This window comes from Enterobacter sp. RHBSTW-01064, from assembly GCF_014103035.1.
GTDB classification, from domain to species: Bacteria; Pseudomonadota; Gammaproteobacteria; order Enterobacterales; family Enterobacteriaceae; genus Enterobacter; species Enterobacter mori.
The window spans coordinates 155,566-171,054 of sequence record NZ_JABXOU010000003.1 but is presented as its reverse complement, the minus strand read 5'-3'; the positions used below and the strand labels follow the sequence as shown (position 1 = coordinate 171,054).

The following is a 15,489-nucleotide window of genomic DNA, read 5'->3' as shown; positions in this document are numbered from 1 at the left end:
GTGCCCTTTAAACCCTTAGTCACCGCAGGTATTGAGAATGTACTGAATGCCTTTCTGTATCGCGCTCCGGCGCTGAAGGCTGCACGTCAGCGGCTGAACGGAAAGGTACTGCGTATCGTTTTAAAAGAGTTCTCGACGCCGCTTGTGCTGGTCTTCAGCGAGCGCCAGCTTGACGTTCTGGGTGAATGGGAGGGCGAGGCGGATTGCTCGGTTATCACTCATATGAGCGTGCTGCCAAAACTGCGTGACCGTCAGCAACTCACGGCGCTTATCCGCAGCGGTGAACTCGAAGTTGAAGGCGACATTCAGGTCGTGCAGAACTTCGTGGCGCTCAGCGATCTGGCTGAGTTTGACCCGGCAGAACTGCTTGCGCCTTTTATTGGCGACATCGCCGCCGAAGGGATCGGAAAAGCGATTCATGGCGGTACGGCGTTCCTGCGCAAAAATCTGCAACGGCAGCAGCGCTATGCCGCAGAGGTCATCACCGAAGAGTGGCGCATGGCCCCCGGGCCGCTGGAAGTGGCATGGTTTGCAGAAGAGACCGCTGCTGTTGAACGCGCGGTTGATGCGTTAACCAAACGCCTGGAAAAACTGGAGGGCAAATGACGCCTGGTGAAATTCGGCGCCTCTATTTTATCGTTCGCACCTTTTTGAGCTACGGGCTCGACGAGCTTATCCCCAGAATGCGTATCACGCTGCCGCTTCGTATCTGGCGGCGCACGCTGTTCTGGATGCCAAATCGCCACAAAGACCAGGTTTTAGGCGAACGCTTGCGTCTTGCGCTGCAGGAGCTGGGCCCGGTATGGATCAAGTTTGGGCAGATGCTTTCTACCCGCCGCGATCTCTTCCCGCCGCAAATTGCCGATGAACTGGCGATGCTGCAGGATCGCGTTGCCCCGTTCGACGGGGTGAGAGCGAAGAAGCAGATCGAAGAAGCGATGGGCAACATTCCTGTTGAAACCTGGTTTGATGATTTCGACATTCAGCCGCTCGCATCGGCCTCCATTGCCCAGGTACATACGGCTCGCCTGAAAGAAAACGGCAAAGAAGTGGTTATCAAGGTTATTCGTCCGGATATCCTGCCGATCATCAAAGCCGATATGAAGCTGATCTACAGGTTGGCCCGTTGGGTACCGCGTTTGTTACCGGATGGCCGCCGACTGCGCCCGATGGAAGTGGTGCGGGAGTATGAAAAAACGCTGATTGACGAGCTTAACCTGCTGCGTGAATCGGCGAACGCCATTCAGCTGCGTCGTAACTTTGAAGACAGCCCAATGCTGTATGTTCCTGAAGTCTATTCTGACTATTGCAGCCAGAACATGATGGTCATGGAGCGTATTTACGGTATTCCGGTCTCGGATGTTGTTGCGCTGGAAAAGCAGGGCACCAACATGAAGCTGCTGGCAGAGCGTGGTGTGCAGGTCTTCTTTACCCAGGTCTTTCGCGACAGCTTTTTCCATGCGGACATGCACCCGGGCAACATCTTCGTGAGCTACGAACACCCAGAGGATCCGAAGTACATCGGGATCGACTGTGGCATTGTTGGCTCGCTGAACAAAGAAGATAAGCGCTATCTTGCAGAGAACTTCATCGCGTTCTTCAACCGCGACTACCGCAAGGTGGCCGAGCTGCACGTGGATTCTGGCTGGGTTCCACCAGACACCAATGTCGAAGAGTTTGAGTTTGCGATCCGCACGGTATGCGAACCGATTTTCGAAAAACCGCTGTCGGAGATCTCCTTCGGTCACGTTTTGCTGAACCTGTTCAATACCGCGCGTCGCTTCAATATGGAAGTACAGCCACAATTAGTTTTACTTCAGAAAACATTACTTTACGTTGAGGGCGTAGGTCGCCAGCTCTATCCTCAGTTAGACTTATGGAAAACGGCGAAACCTTTCCTTGAATCCTGGATCAAAGATCAGGTTGGCATTCCAGCGCTGGTACGCTCCCTTAAGGAGAAAGGCCCGTTCTGGATTGAAAAAATGCCTGAAATTCCTGAACTGGTTTACGACAGTTTGCGTCAGAGCAAGAACCTTCAGCACAGCATGGATAAAATCGCGCACGAGCTTCAGTCCAGCCGCGTGCGCCAGGGACAGTCACGCTACCTCTTTGGCATTGGCGCGACGTTGCTGCTGAGCGGTACGCTGCTGCTCATCAATCGCCCTGACTGGGAGATGATGCCCGCCTGGCTCATGGCTGGCGGCGTTGTTGTCTGGCTCGCTGGCTGGAGAAAAACGCGCTGATTTTGCGTCGCTATCACCAGGTTGCATACGTATAATGCAACCTGACTCATTAAGCATCTATCACTGAGGATTACGTATGGGTGGTATCAGTATCTGGCAATTGTTAATCATTGCCGTCATCGTCGTACTGCTGTTTGGTACGAAGAAACTCGGTTCTATCGGTTCCGACCTTGGTGCATCTATCAAAGGCTTTAAGAAGGCCATGGGTGATGATGAAAGTAAGCAGGATAAAACCAGCCAGGACGCTGACTTTACTGCTAAATCCATCGCTGATAAGCAAGATGAAGCCAAAAAGGAAGACGCTAAACGCCACGATAAAGAGCAGGTGTAATTCGTGTTCGACATTGGTTTTAGTGAGCTGCTGCTGGTCTTTGTGATTGGTTTGATTGTGCTGGGGCCGCAGCGTCTCCCTGTTGCGGTCAAAACCGTGGTGGGTTGGGTGCGTGCGCTTCGCTCGCTGGCAACCACCGTGCAAAACGAGCTGGCGCAGGAGCTTAAGCTCCAGGAATTTCAGGACAGCCTGAAAAAAGTTGAGAAGGCGAGCATGGAAAACCTGACGCCCGAGCTGAAAGCATCAATGGATGAGTTGCGCGAAGCGGCTGAATCTATGAAGCGTTCATACAGCATCAACGATCCTGAAAAGGCGAGTGATGAAGCTAACACCATCCATAACCCGGTGGTGAAGGGCAGCGAAGAGCAGCGTGAGGGCGTAACGCCGTCCAGCGCAGAGCATCAGGCTGCCGCACCAGAACAGACGCCGCAGGAACCTGAAGTGAAAAAACAGGCGCAGTCGGTCGAGCCAGTGTTAAAAGCGGCTGAAGCAAAGCCTGCTGCGTCCGTTTCCGAATCATCCCCTTCCTCGAGTGATAAAGCGTAAACATGGCAGTAGATGATACTCAACCGCTCATTACGCACCTCATTGAGCTGCGCAAGCGCCTGTTAAACTGCATTATTGCGGTTCTCCTTATATTCCTGTGCCTGGTCTATTTTGCCAACGATATCTATCAGGTGGTCTCTGCACCGCTGATTAAACAGATGCCGCTGGGCGCGACGATGATCGCCACGGACGTGGCTTCACCGTTTTTCACCCCGATCAAGCTGACCTTCTGGGTATCCTTGATTGCGTCTGCGCCGGTTATTTTGTACCAGGTCTGGGCCTTCGTCGCGCCGGCGCTGTACAAGCACGAGCGTAAACTGGTGATCCCTCTGCTGGTCTCCAGCTCGCTGCTGTTCTATATCGGCATGGCGTTCGCCTATTTCGTTGTCTTCCCTCTGGCCTTTGGCTTCCTGACGCATACCGCGCCGGAAGGGGTTCAGGTGTCGACAGACATCGCCAGCTATCTCAGCTTCGTCATGGCGCTGTTTATGGCGTTTGGTGTGGCGTTCGAAGTACCGGTGGCGATTGTCCTGCTGTGCTGGATGGGCGTGACAACGCCTGACGATCTCCGCAAGAAGCGTCCGTATATCCTCGTAGGCGCATTTGTGGTGGGCATGCTGCTGACGCCACCGGATGTCTTCTCGCAAACCTTACTGGCGATACCGATGTATTGTTTGTTTGAGGTCGGCGTGTTCTTCTCGCGCTTCTATGTGGGCAAACGACGTCCGCAGGAAGATGAAGAAGACGGGTCTGAAAAGACCACTGAAGAATAACACCAGCCGCCCGTCAGGGCGGTTGTCATATGGAGAGGGGCATGTTTGATATTGGGCTTAACCTGACCAGCTCGCAGTTCGCGAAAGACCGGGATGAGGTCGTCGCCCGTGCTTTTGCCGCCGGGGTGAAAGGGCTGTTGCTGACGGGAACCAACCTTCATGAAAGTGAGCAGGCGCAGTTGCTGGCGCAACGCTACGAACGCTGCTGGTCAACCGCAGGCGTCCACCCTCATGACAGTAGCCAGTGGACGCAACACAGCGCTGAAACGCTCCACGCGCTGGCGAAAATGCCACAGGTGGTCGCCATCGGCGAGTGCGGTCTTGATTTCAATCGCAATTTTTCCACGCCGGAAGACCAGGAAAAAGCATTCACCGCCCAATTGGCGCTGGCCGCTGAGCTTGAAATGCCGGTGTTCATGCATTGCCGCGATGCGCATGAGCGTTTTCTGACCCTTCTGGAACCGTGGCTGGATAAACTGCCTGGTGCTGTGTTGCACTGCTTTACCGGATCGCGTCAGGACGCGCTGGATTGCCTGAATCGAGGACTTTATCTGGGCATTACCGGTTGGGTTTGCGATGAGCGTCGCGGGCTGGAACTGCGTGAATTGTTGCCAGCGATCCCGGCCGAACGCCTGCTGCTGGAAACCGATGCCCCTTATTTGCTGCCGCGTGACATGAAGCCCAAACCGGCATCGCGGCGTAACGAACCGGCGTATCTGGGGCACATCGTTGAGAGTGTGGCGCACTGGCGCGGAGAAGATCCGCACTGGCTGGCCGCGCAGACGGATGACAACGTGCGCCGCCTGTTTCGAATTGCGTTTTAAAGCTTACGGAAGTCGGTGTTTTTCACGCTCTGTAGCACCTGTTTATTCAACAGGTTAAGCAGCAACATAGAGCGCGCTTCGCCATCAGGTTCAGAGAATATGGCCTGCAGGCCTTCAAAGGCACCTTCTGTAATCACCACGCTATCGCCCGCATAAGGGGTTTCCGGGTCGGTAATCCCTTCGGGTTGTTGATAAATCGAAAGCTGATGAATGACGGTTGAGGGAACCGTCGCGGGGCTGGTGCCAAAACGGACAAAGTGACTGACACCGCGCGTGGCGCTGATTGTCGTGGTGTGGATCACTTCCGGGTCGAATTCGACGAACAGATAGTTCGGGAAGAGAGGCTCGCTGACCATCGTGCGTTTCCCGCGCTGCATTTTTTCAAGCGTGATCACGGGCGTCAGGCAATTCACCGACTGACGTTCAAGATGTTCCTGCGCGCGCTGAAGTTGCCCGCGTTTGCAATACAGTAAATACCAGGCCTGCATAATCACTCTTTCCCTTAGTTCGGGGCGCAAGCATATCAAAACCCTGGCCGGATCGCTAAGTTGATTATAATGGGCGAAAGTGGAGTAAGTCGCGGAAGTTCACGCTAATTTAACAAAATTACAGCATCACGTAGGCTTACGCCGTATAATGAAGCGCTTACAGAGAGGCCATGACTAACTGCATGAAATACCACGATCTACGCGACTTCCTGACGCTGCTGGAAAAGCAGGGCGAACTTAAACGGATTACGCTTCCTGTTGATCCTTATCTGGAAATGACAGAAATTGCTGACCGCACCCTGCGTGCCGGTGGGCCTGCGTTGCTGTTTGAAAATCCGAAAGGCTACGACATGCCGGTGCTGTGCAATCTGTTCGGCACGCCGCGCCGTGTGGCGCTGGGCATGGGGCAAGAGGATGTCACGGCGTTGCGTGAAGTGGGTAAACTGCTGGCGTTTTTGAAAGAGCCGGAGCCGCCGAAAGGTTTCCGCGATCTGTTCGACAAGCTGCCGCAGTTTAAGCAGGTACTGAACATGCCAACCAAACGCCTGCGCGGTGCGCCGTGCCAGCAAAAAGTGCTGGAAGGCGATGCGGTTGATCTGACAAAAATCCCGATTATGCAGTGCTGGCCTGAAGATGCTGCGCCGCTGATTACCTGGGGTCTGACCGTCACCCGTGGGCCGCACAAAGAGCGCCAAAACCTCGGTATCTACCGCCAGCAGCTGATTGGTAAAAATAAACTTATCATGCGCTGGCTGTCACATCGTGGCGGCGCGCTTGATTTCCAGGAGTGGTGCGCGGAACATCCCGGTGAACGATTCCCGGTTTCTGTTGCCCTGGGGGCCGATCCGGCAACGATTCTGGGCGCGGTTACGCCTGTTCCGGATACGCTGTCCGAGTATGCCTTTGCAGGGCTGCTGCGCGGCACTAAAACGGAAGTCGTAAAGTGTGTCTCCAATGACCTGGAAGTGCCAGCCAGTGCGGAAATCGTGCTGGAAGGCTACATCGAACAGGGTGAGCTTGCACCGGAAGGGCCTTACGGCGACCATACGGGTTATTACAATGAAATTGATAACTTCCCGGTGTTTACCGTCACGCACATTACCCAGCGTGAAGATGCGATTTACCACTCGACCTATACCGGCCGTCCACCGGATGAGCCTGCGGTGCTGGGCGTGGCGCTGAACGAAGTCTTTGTGCCGATTCTGCAAAAACAGTTCCCGGAAATTGTTGATTTTTATCTGCCGCCGGAAGGGTGCTCGTATCGCCTGGCGGTAGTGACGATGAAGAAGCAGTATGCCGGTCACGCTAAACGCGTGATGATGGGCGTATGGTCTTTCCTGCGCCAGTTTATGTATACCAAGTTTGTTATCGTCTGCGATGATGACGTCAACGCCCGCGACTGGAACGACGTTATTTGGGCGATTACTACACGCATGGACCCCGCGCGTGATACGGTGTTAGTCGAAAACACGCCGATAGATTATCTGGACTTTGCCTCGCCGGTTTCCGGTCTTGGCTCAAAAATGGGACTGGATGCCACGAATAAATGGCCTGGCGAAACCGACCGTGAATGGGGTCGCCCGATCAAAAAAGATCCTGCCGTGACCGCGCGAATAGACGCGATCTGGGACGAACTGGCCATAATGAATAACGGTAAATCTTAAGCTGACCGTTAAGCCCTATAGACTTCCCGACAGAGAGAGCGAATGACAACCTTAAGCTGTAAAGTGACCTCGGTAGATGCCATTACCGACACCGTATATCGCGTCCGTTTAGTGCCAGAATCGGCATTCTCTTTCCGCGCTGGTCAGTACCTGATGGTCGTGATGGATGAGCGCGATAAACGTCCTTTCTCTATGGCGTCTACGCCAGCGGAGCAGGAATTTATTGAGCTTCATATTGGTGCGTCTGAGCTTAACCTTTACGCCATGGCTGTCATGGACCGCATCCTGAAAGAGCGTGAAATCGTGGTAGACATTCCGCACGGTGAAGCCTGGCTGCGCGAAGAAGATGAAGACCGCCCGCTTATCCTGATTGCTGGCGGTACGGGGTTCTCGTATGTTCGCTCTATTCTGTTGACCGCGCTGGCACGTAACCCGAACCGCGACATCACCATCTACTGGGGCGGCCGCGAAGAGAAACATCTGTACGACCTGTCCGAACTGGAAGCGCTGAGCGTGAATCACCCGAACCTGCGCGTTGAGCCGGTTGTTGAGCAGCCGGAAGAGGGCTGGCGCGGTCGTAGTGGTACGGTGCTAACGGCGGTCCTGCAGGATCATGGCACGCTCGCCGGGCACGATATCTACATTGCTGGCCGTTTTGAAATGGCGAAAATTGCCCGCGACCTGTTCTGTAATGAGCGCGACGCGCGGGAAGATCGCCTGTTTGGCGATGCGTTCGCGTTTATCTAAGTGTCTAACCCGCTTCGGCGGGTTTTTTGTCTCGGTGAGAATTGGCGATAATTTAACCTTGAAAAGGTTAGTGCATTGCCGCTATCCTTAGCGCTGTTATTGTCCTCCCTCAGGAGCGCCCCCCAAAAATGAACAAACACGACTGATGAATTTCTGTCCTTGCTAAACGCTACAGCGTCGGCAGGGGAAGTTTTTGATTTCATTCAGGAGTGCTTATGGCTCATTTTGCGCAGTCCCCTTCTTTTATTTTGCATCAGGTCACCTGTCAGTTTGCGACGGGCGATACCCTTTTCGGTCCGCTAAATCTTACACTCGTTGCGTCGCCGTGCGCGCTGGTTGGCCGCAACGGCAGCGGTAAAACACGCCTGCTGCGTCTACTGGCAGGCATTGATGAACCTGAAAACGGCCATATTGAGCGTTTCGGTACCCATGTCTATGTGGCGCAGCAGCATGATATTTCCTCGCAGACCACGCTTGCGGAACTGCTCGAATATGACGCGATTTTCGCCGCCCGTAAGCGCATCGACAGCGGTGACTATCAGCCAGAGGATCTGGAAAAGCTCGACGGTAACTGGGATTTGGCGGAACGCCTGAGTGAAGCGTTTATGAACGCGCACCTCCCGCCGTTTGATCCCGATAAACCGGCCAGGGAACTCAGCGGCGGTGAGCGTATTCGCGCCCTGCTCTGCGGGGCATTGAGTGCGGATGCGGATTACCTGCTACTGGATGAACCCACGAACCATCTGGACAGACAAGGGCGTGAATGGTTTTACGACCAGCTTTTCCACCATCAGGGCGGCGTGCTGGTGGCTTCTCACGATCGTGAATTGCTGGCACAGGTGCCGCGCATTCTCGAGCTGAGCCCTTTTGGCCTGCGCAGCTTCGGTGGAAACTATGCTGATTATCAAACTCAGCGCGATACGGAACAGCAGGCTGCCCGCGCCGCGCTGGAGCACGCGGCCACCGAGCGCAAACGAATCCGCGCGCGGATGCATAAAGAGCACGACGACAGCCAGCGACGTTCGGCAAAAACGTTGCGTACGGTTGATAGCCTCAATATCGCCTCCTTTGAGCGGGTGAAATACAAAATGGCGGCAAAAGAGCGCATTGGCTCGTGGAAAAAACAGCACAGCGAACAGAATGACGCGTTAAATACCGCAGTAAGCAACGCGCGCGAGCGGGTAGAAGACGATAACCCGGTCATCTTCACCCTGCCGGGCAGTCGCGTCGCGGAGGGGAAACAGGTACTGGTGCTGGAGGCGCTGGCGCTGCCGCATGTGGATATTCCGCCGATAAGCTGGCGTATGGACGGGCCAATGCGTGTCGCACTCCGTGGGCCGAATGGCTGTGGTAAATCGACGCTCTTGAAAGTGGTGTCCGGAGAGGAAGCACCTCTTTCAGGATCCTGCACGGTATCGGTCACCTGCGCCTATCTCGATCAACACCTGTCGCAGTTCGATCTTTCACTGTCGGTAATGACGCATCTCAACCTCAGCAACTCGCCGCTTGAAGAAGGCACGTTGCGTACTCGCCTGGCACAGCTTCAGCTTGGCGCAGATAAGGTCTCGCTCCCCCTGGCGGAACTGAGCGGCGGTGAACGCCTCAAAGCCGCGCTGGCCATTGTCTTATGGCGTGAAGAGGCCACGCAGCTTTTGCTCCTGGATGAGCCCACTAACCATTTGGATCTGGCCTCCGTTCAGGCCATTGAGGCTGCACTGGCGGAGTTCCCTGGCGCGCTGCTGGTGGTGTCGCATGATGAAACGTTTTTGAAGGGATTAACGCTGACGCATAACCTGGTGTGGAATGAGGCGGGATGGAATTGTGTAAGCCTGTAAAACACAAGCCCCCGCAAGGGCGGGGGCGGTCAAACTATATTACGCAATCTGTTTACTGAGTGCAGGGTTCGCCTGTATCAGGCGCATCAGCTTTAACTCGGTTGGCGTGGGCTTTTCACGTTTTGATTCCCACTCCAGCACCATCGCCACGCTGACACCCATCGCTCTGGCGAATTCATCTGTTTGCAGCCCTGTCCCTTTGCGCAATTGCTCAAATTCTGTAAAGGGATTGGACTTTTGTTGCAGGGTAACCGTCTGCGGTACATCTTTAAAAATAATCTGTTCCAGGCTGCTCAGCAGCTCAAACTCAGGATCTTTATATTCCATTGAGAACTCCTCTTAAATCACACATCGGGATCAAGAACATCAGAGAGCCAATTAAGAATAGTCCCTAATACAAACGAAGGATCGTTGCGGATGTGATTAATCGTGCGGTAACGATAGCTTTATCCGTTTCAGCTATATGGATAGTTATGCTAATTACCTGATTAGACATATATCGGCTTCGACAGGTATTTTTTTGTAAATGGTAAGAAATAAAACGGCAATAGCCGTTTTGCATGAAAAGAGTATCTTGCGGGGCTGACCTGGACTATCCTTGTCAGCGTTGGGCACGCGTGTGCCGGTGTGCGCTTTTTTGGGTGAAAGGAGTAATAAAATGGCGACAGGAAAGTCCTGCTCTCGCTGGTTTGCGCCTCTTGCGGCGTTGTTGATGGTAGTTAGCCTGAGTGGGTGTTTCGATAAAGAAGGCGATCAGCGCAAAGCGTTTATCGATTTTCTTCAGAATACAGTGATGCGTAGCGGCGAGCGTTTACCAACGTTGACTGCGGATCAGAAAAAACAGTTTGGTCCTTTCGTGTCCGATTACGCCATCCTTTATGGTTATTCGCAGCAGGTGAGCCAGGCGATGGACTCTGGACTTCGTCCGGTGCTGGATAGCGTTAATGCGATCCGTGTACCGCAGGATTATATGACCCAACGTGAACCGCTGCGCCAGTCCAACGGTGCGCTTGGCGTGCTGAGCCAGCAGTTACAGAATGCGAAAATGCAGGCTGATGCGTCACGTTCTGCGCTGAAACAGGGCGAGGATCTCAAGCCTGTCTTTGACAAAGTGTATGAGAAAGTGGTGACGAAGCCGTCTGACGCTTTGCAGCCGTTGATTCCGGCCGCGCAGGTCTTCACGCAGCAGCTGGTTCAGGTGGGGGATTTTATCTCCCAACAGGGGACGCAGGTGAGCTTTGTCTCTAACGGTATCCAGTTCCCAACCTCACAGCAGGCAAGTCAATATAATACGCTGATTGGGCCGCTGGCTTCCCAGCACCAGGCCTTTAGCCAGGCGTGGAGTGCGGCAGTCGCTGCCACCGAGTAAGATAAAAATCCCCGCTTCGTGCGGGGTTTTTTTTAGGGGTATTGAAAATAACGCTTGTCATTCCTCTACCACATCGGTATAACTATCCCCGTCGGTTTGTTACACAGACCTAAAGCAGTTTAGTAAAGCAGTCCAGATTGTTATCCATAGATACCCTTCGTTGTGACCCTTCCTTCATCGCTTAAAAATCTGTAACGCAATCCATCAAGCCGGAAGGCACAATATATTTGTTAATAAGGTAATTTCTATGTCTGCTAAAATGACTGGTCTGGTAAAATGGTTCAACGCTGATAAAGGTTTCGGCTTCATCACTCCTGACGATGGCTCAAAAGACGTGTTCGTACACTTCTCTGCTATCCAGAACGATGGCTACAAATCTCTGGATGAAGGTCAGAAAGTTTCCTTCACCATCGAAAGCGGCGCTAAAGGCCCAGCAGCTGGTAACGTTGTAAGCCTGTAAGCTTCCAACCCAGTAGCACAAAATTCAAAAACCCGCCTTCTGGCGGGTTTTTTCGTTTCTACTGTTGGATCTGCGGGTTAACGCAGTTCTTATCCACTTTTCCGCCGAGCGCGGCAATTAGATTGTCTACCGCAGTCGCCGCCATGTTGTAGCGCGTCTCGTGAGTGGCTGAGCCGATGTGGGGCAGGGCGACGACGTTTGGCAGTTTGAGCAGCGGGGAATCGACTGACAGCGGCTCTTGTTCAAACACGTCCAGGCCTGCTGCATGGATCTCGCCGTTTTGCAGCGCCTCAATCAGCGCCTTCTCATCCACCACCGGGCCGCGACCCGCATTGATGAAAATGGCCGACGTCTTCATCTTTTCAAACTCGGCTTTGCCAATCAGATGACGCGTTTCGTCCGTCAGCGGCAGAACCAGGCAGACAAAATCGGCTTCCTGCAGCAGGCTATCAAGCTCGCAGTAACGCGCGTTGAAACGTTCTTCAGCTTCACCGTGGCGACGGCGTGCGTTGTACAGAATCGGCATGTTAAAACCGAAATGCGCGCGCTGTGCCAGCGCCAGCCCGATACGCCCCATACCCACGATGCCCAGCGTTTTGCCGTGGACGTCTACGCCGAACCAGTCCGGACCAATGCTTTTGGTCCATTCGCCCGCTTTGACGCGCTCAGCCACTTCCACCACGCGACGGGCCGTGCTGAGCACCAGCGCCATCAGCGTGTCGGCCACGGTTTCCGTCAGGGCATGTGGCGTATGCATCAGTAGGATCTTGCGGGCGTTAAGGGCATCCACGTCGAAGTTGTCGTAACCCACAGAAACGGTAGACGTCGCACGAAGCTTCGGCATTTTCTCCAGCAGGGCGACATCCACTTTCTCGCTTGAACCCAGCAGACCTTCAGCGCTGGCGAACGCCCCGGCGTGCTGTGCCACGGTTTCTGGGCTCAGGTTCTTCACCTGCGTGACGGTGAAGTGTTCTTCAAGGCGTTTTTGCAGATCATCAGGCAGTGCTTTGTACAAAATGACGGACGGCTTCATGCTAATCTCCGTTGATTTTAAAAGGTTTCAGGCGTGTCGTGCGCCGACGGGAAGCTGTTGATTATTAGCAGGCTTAACGATCAGAGTAAGCCATACCGAGGCGAAAAGCGCCACCCCCATAAAGATGTACGACGCTGACGGGCTGCCGGTTGCACCGTTCAGATAGCCCACAAACCAGGAACCACAGAACGACCCCAGCGCGCCCATGCTGTTAATCAGCGCCATCGCGCCGCCTGCCACATTACGCGGCAGCATTTCCGGAATGATGGCAAAGAACGGACCATACGGGGCGTACATCGCTGCACCCGCAATCACCAGCAGCGTATAAGAGACCCAGAAATGGTTCGCACCAACGGCCCAGGAGCCAATGAAGGCAAAGGCAGCGATGAGCAGCAGGGGCCAGACGAACAGCTTACGATTTTGCAGTTTGTCCGATGCCCAGGAAGCGATAATCATCGCGATGGTGGCAGCCAGATAAGGCACGGATGACAGCCAGCCCACTTCGACCATGCCAAGATTGTCGCCACCGCTGCGGATAATTGACGGCAGCCACAGTACGAAGCCATATACGCCAATGCTCCAGGTAAAATATTGCGCGCACAGCAGGATCACGTTGCGAGAGCGGAAGGCTTCACCGTAGTTGCGAACCGCCTTCAGACCCTGCTGCTCTTTGTCCAACTGAGCCTGCAGCGCGGCTTTTTCATCTTCGGAAAGCCATTTCGCCTGGGCAGGTTTATCCTTCACCAGCACCCACCAGCAGAATGCCCAGATCACTGCTGGCACCCCTTCGATGATAAACATTTCGCGCCAGCCGAAGGACTGGATCAGGTAGCCAGACACCACCGACATCCACAGTACCGTTACCGGGTTGCCGAGGATCAGGAAGGTATTCGCGCGCGAGCGTTCAGATTTGGTAAACCAGTTACTGATGTAAATCAGCATCGCCGGCATGACCGCCGCTTCAACGACGCCGAGAATAAAGCGAATGGCGGCCAGAGCAGGAATGTTGTTTACCATGCCGGTCAGTGACGCGCAGGCGCCCCACAGGATCAGGCAGACGAAGATCAGCTTGCGCACGCTGCGGCGTTCCGCGTAAATCGCGCCGGGGATCTGGAAGAAGAAGTAGCCGAGGAAGAAAAGGGCGCCGAGCAGGGAGGATACACCTTTGGTGATACCGAGGTCTTCGGTGATCCCCGCAGCGGATGCGAAACTGAAGTTAGCACGATCGAGGTACGCCAGGCTGTACGTGATAAACACGATTGGCATGATGTACCACCAGCGTTTTACTGCATTGGTCGAACTGTTCATAGGCTTGCCTCTGTTGTTGAGGTTGTTACCGCCGTTGTCTGTAGGGTACACGGTGGCTTAATTATTTGGTGCGGCCTGTTGCCCTCACCCTGGCCCTCTCCCACGGGGAGAGGGAATTTAAACGCCGAGCTCTGCTCGCGTTGGTAATCCTTCGCTGTCGCCCTGCACCTGAATCGCCAGCGAGCCAATCTTGTTGCCACGCGCAACGGCCTGCTGCAGCGGTTTGCCTTCCAGCAGGGCGCTAATGACGCCCACGGCAAAGCCATCGCCCGCGCCGACGGTGTCGACCACGTTCTCAACCTTCACCGCCGCGACCGCGCCCTGTTCCCCGTTGGCCGTTTTAAACCATGCGCCATCGGCACCGGTCTTCAGCACCACCGCTTTTACCCCGTTATTCAGGTAGAAATCGGCAATGCCTTCCGGCGTCTTTTCACCCGTCAGGATCATCCCTTCTTTCAGGCCCGGCAGAACCCAGTCAGCCTGGAACGCCAGACGGTTCAGCTTTTCGACCATTTCCGCTTCGCTTTTCCACAGCACCGGGCGCAAATTAGGATCGAAAGAGATCGTTTTACCCTGAGACTTCATGGCTGTTGCCGCATGGTCCAGCAACGCATACGAGCTGGCAGACAGCGCTGCCGCCACGCCGCTGAGGTGCAGATGGCGCGCGGAGGCAAAATAGTGGGCGTGGTAATCCTCCACGGAGAGATGGCTTGCGGCCGATCCTTTACGGAAATACTCTACGATGGGATCGGTTCCATTTTCGACTTTAGATTTCAGCTGAAAGCCCGTTGCGAAACGTCCGTCGAGCGTGACGCCTGCGGCATCAATTCCCTCTTTTTTCAGTGAATCGAGAACGAAATGGCCAAAACTGTCGTCCCCTACGCGACTCACCCAGCCGACGTTCAGGCCCAGGCGCGCCAGGCCCGTGGCGACGTTCAGCTCTGCACCCGCCACGCGTTTCATAAAGTGTTCTACCGCGCTCAGGTCGCCCGTTTCGGTGGCCACAAACATCGCCATGGCTTCGCCGATAGTGATTACATCCAGCGTCTTTTGCATGGTTTACTCCTCGCGCAGCAGGTTAACGTAGTGGCGGGTAACGGCAGTTAAATCTGCCCCCTCCAGGGGGAATTCGATACCGCGCGGGGCATCGGCAGGAAGCTGATTAAGCAGGTCCAGCCAGCGTGATTCCGCGCGGTCCGGCGCAATGGCGCGGAACTGCTCCTTATGCGGAACGGCGGCCTTAACGTGGATATAGCTCACGGCCGGAGCCAGATGACGCGCGGCTTCTTCGGGGGAATCGCCCACCCACAGCCAGTTGCCCATATCGAACGTCAGGGTGACGGGCAATGCCATCACCCGGCAGGCGGCTTTGAAGCGCTGCATGGGCGCGAGCTGGCCGCAGTCGGTCTGGTCATTTTCCACCACCAGCGTCATACCGCTTTCATTCAGCATCGCGCGTAAAGCTTCAAGCGGCTGTTTATCGTTGAAATGACCCAGCGAGACTTTCAACCACAGCGCGTTGAGCGCGGTGGCTTCGGCCAGATAGCGGGGGAGGTCAGGGTTGAGCGTTCCGTTGGGCATAAACAGGGCGGCGGGTGCGGAATAGCATGCCAGCAGACCCAGTAGTTCGATGGACTCACCCAGCGCAGGCAGCGCCAGCAGCTCTTCGCTGTTGAACAGCTCGCGGCGGATTTCTACACCGTCCGCGCCTGCGCCCGCAATGACGGGAAGCATTGCGCGTTGACCACCGGCCTGCCGCACCTGGTCCGCGCCATAAGCGGCGGTGACCACCATTATTTTCCTGCTCATACCAGACTCCATCGCGTAATCGATAGTATTACGCTAGATGGAACCGGTTCCAAAGAAAA

The 15,489-nt window shown here is 54.9% G+C and carries 17 protein-coding genes; 11 read left to right on the top strand and 6 right to left on the bottom strand.

The features are described from left to right. The 6 genes from ubiJ to tatD all read left to right on the top strand — a co-directional run bounded on the left by ubiJ (position 1) and on the right by tatD (position 4,717). Complete coding sequence (gene ubiJ / locus HV355_RS11005) at positions 1-606, top strand: ubiquinone biosynthesis protein UbiJ (RefSeq protein WP_042715673.1); 606 nt, start codon at positions 1-3, stop codon at positions 604-606. After that, positions 603-2,243 (top strand): ubiquinone biosynthesis regulatory protein kinase UbiB, encoded by a 1,641-nt coding sequence (gene ubiB / locus HV355_RS11000; RefSeq protein ID WP_089598243.1) that lies wholly within the window; start codon positions 603-605, stop codon positions 2,241-2,243. Before ubiJ ends, ubiB begins: the two co-directional genes overlap by 4 nt. A gap of 76 nt (positions 2,244-2,319) precedes the next feature. Then, on the top strand, positions 2,320-2,574 hold the full coding sequence (gene tatA, locus HV355_RS10995) for a Sec-independent protein translocase subunit TatA (protein WP_010426269.1): 255 nt from the start codon (positions 2,320-2,322) through the stop codon (positions 2,572-2,574). A gap of 3 nt (positions 2,575-2,577) precedes the next feature. Then, entirely contained in the window at positions 2,578-3,120 is a 543-nt protein-coding gene (gene tatB / locus HV355_RS10990) for a Sec-independent protein translocase protein TatB (RefSeq protein WP_042715671.1), read from the top strand. A gap of 2 nt (positions 3,121-3,122) precedes the next feature. Next, positions 3,123-3,893, top strand: coding sequence for a Sec-independent protein translocase subunit TatC (gene tatC / locus HV355_RS10985; protein ID WP_126546334.1), 771 nt, complete (start codon positions 3,123-3,125; stop codon positions 3,891-3,893). A 41-nt stretch (positions 3,894-3,934) separates the two neighbouring features. Beyond that, on the top strand, positions 3,935-4,717 hold the full coding sequence (gene tatD, locus HV355_RS10980; RefSeq protein WP_108417331.1) for a 3'-5' ssDNA/RNA exonuclease TatD: 783 nt from the start codon (positions 3,935-3,937) through the stop codon (positions 4,715-4,717). On the opposite strand, the gene rfaH is transcribed toward tatD, so the two are convergent. Further along, positions 4,714-5,205 carry a transcription/translation regulatory transformer protein RfaH gene (gene rfaH, locus HV355_RS10975; protein ID WP_010426265.1) on the bottom strand — a complete coding sequence of 164 codons (492 nt, stop codon included), beginning with the start codon at positions 5,203-5,205 and terminating at the stop codon, positions 4,714-4,716. The genes tatD and rfaH overlap by 4 nt on opposite strands. Positions 5,206-5,375: 170 nt before the next feature. Between rfaH and ubiD the strand changes: the two genes are divergently transcribed. The 3 genes from ubiD to HV355_RS10960 all read left to right on the top strand — a co-directional run bounded on the left by ubiD (position 5,376) and on the right by HV355_RS10960 (position 9,451). After that, positions 5,376-6,869, top strand: a complete 1,494-nt coding sequence (gene ubiD, locus HV355_RS10970) for a 4-hydroxy-3-polyprenylbenzoate decarboxylase (RefSeq protein WP_182401898.1) — start codon at positions 5,376-5,378, stop codon at positions 6,867-6,869. Between the two features lie 42 nt (positions 6,870-6,911). After that, positions 6,912-7,616 carry an NAD(P)H-flavin reductase gene (gene fre / locus HV355_RS10965; RefSeq protein ID WP_182401896.1) on the top strand — a complete coding sequence of 235 codons (705 nt, stop codon included), beginning with the start codon at positions 6,912-6,914 and terminating at the stop codon, positions 7,614-7,616. A gap of 215 nt (positions 7,617-7,831) precedes the next feature. Continuing rightward, positions 7,832-9,451 carry an ABC-F family ATP-binding cassette domain-containing protein gene (locus HV355_RS10960; RefSeq protein WP_182401894.1) on the top strand — a complete coding sequence of 540 codons (1,620 nt, stop codon included), beginning with the start codon at positions 7,832-7,834 and terminating at the stop codon, positions 9,449-9,451. 39 nt (positions 9,452-9,490) lie between these two features. Here the strand turns inward: HV355_RS10960 and HV355_RS10955 are convergent, their stop codons facing one another. Next, on the bottom strand, positions 9,491-9,778 hold the full coding sequence (locus tag HV355_RS10955; RefSeq protein WP_010426260.1) for an HTH-type transcriptional regulator: 288 nt from the start codon (positions 9,776-9,778) through the stop codon (positions 9,491-9,493). A gap of 331 nt (positions 9,779-10,109) precedes the next feature. Between HV355_RS10955 and HV355_RS10950 the strand changes: the two genes are divergently transcribed. After that, positions 10,110-10,820 (top strand): DUF3053 domain-containing protein, encoded by a 711-nt coding sequence (locus HV355_RS10950; RefSeq protein WP_042715665.1) that lies wholly within the window; start codon positions 10,110-10,112, stop codon positions 10,818-10,820. Between the two features lie 247 nt (positions 10,821-11,067). Beyond that, complete coding sequence (gene cspA / locus HV355_RS10945) at positions 11,068-11,280, top strand: RNA chaperone/antiterminator CspA (RefSeq protein WP_003860775.1); 213 nt, start codon at positions 11,068-11,070, stop codon at positions 11,278-11,280. Between the two features lie 58 nt (positions 11,281-11,338). Here cspA and ghrB read toward each other — a convergent pair whose 3' ends face one another. The 4 genes from ghrB to HV355_RS10925 all read right to left on the bottom strand — a co-directional run bounded on the left by ghrB (position 11,339) and on the right by HV355_RS10925 (position 15,430). Further along, positions 11,339-12,313 carry a glyoxylate/hydroxypyruvate reductase GhrB gene (gene ghrB, locus HV355_RS10940; protein ID WP_182401892.1) on the bottom strand — a complete coding sequence of 325 codons (975 nt, stop codon included), beginning with the start codon at positions 12,311-12,313 and terminating at the stop codon, positions 11,339-11,341. 27 nt (positions 12,314-12,340) lie between these two features. After that, on the bottom strand, positions 12,341-13,621 hold the full coding sequence (locus HV355_RS10935; RefSeq protein ID WP_182401890.1) for an MFS transporter: 1,281 nt from the start codon (positions 13,619-13,621) through the stop codon (positions 12,341-12,343). A gap of 117 nt (positions 13,622-13,738) precedes the next feature. Next, complete coding sequence (locus HV355_RS10930) at positions 13,739-14,677, bottom strand: sugar kinase (protein WP_100167438.1); 939 nt, start codon at positions 14,675-14,677, stop codon at positions 13,739-13,741. Between the two features lie 3 nt (positions 14,678-14,680). Then, entirely contained in the window at positions 14,681-15,430 is a 750-nt protein-coding gene (locus tag HV355_RS10925) for a sugar phosphate isomerase/epimerase (RefSeq protein ID WP_120158915.1), read from the bottom strand. Positions 15,431-15,489 lie beyond the last annotated feature (59 nt).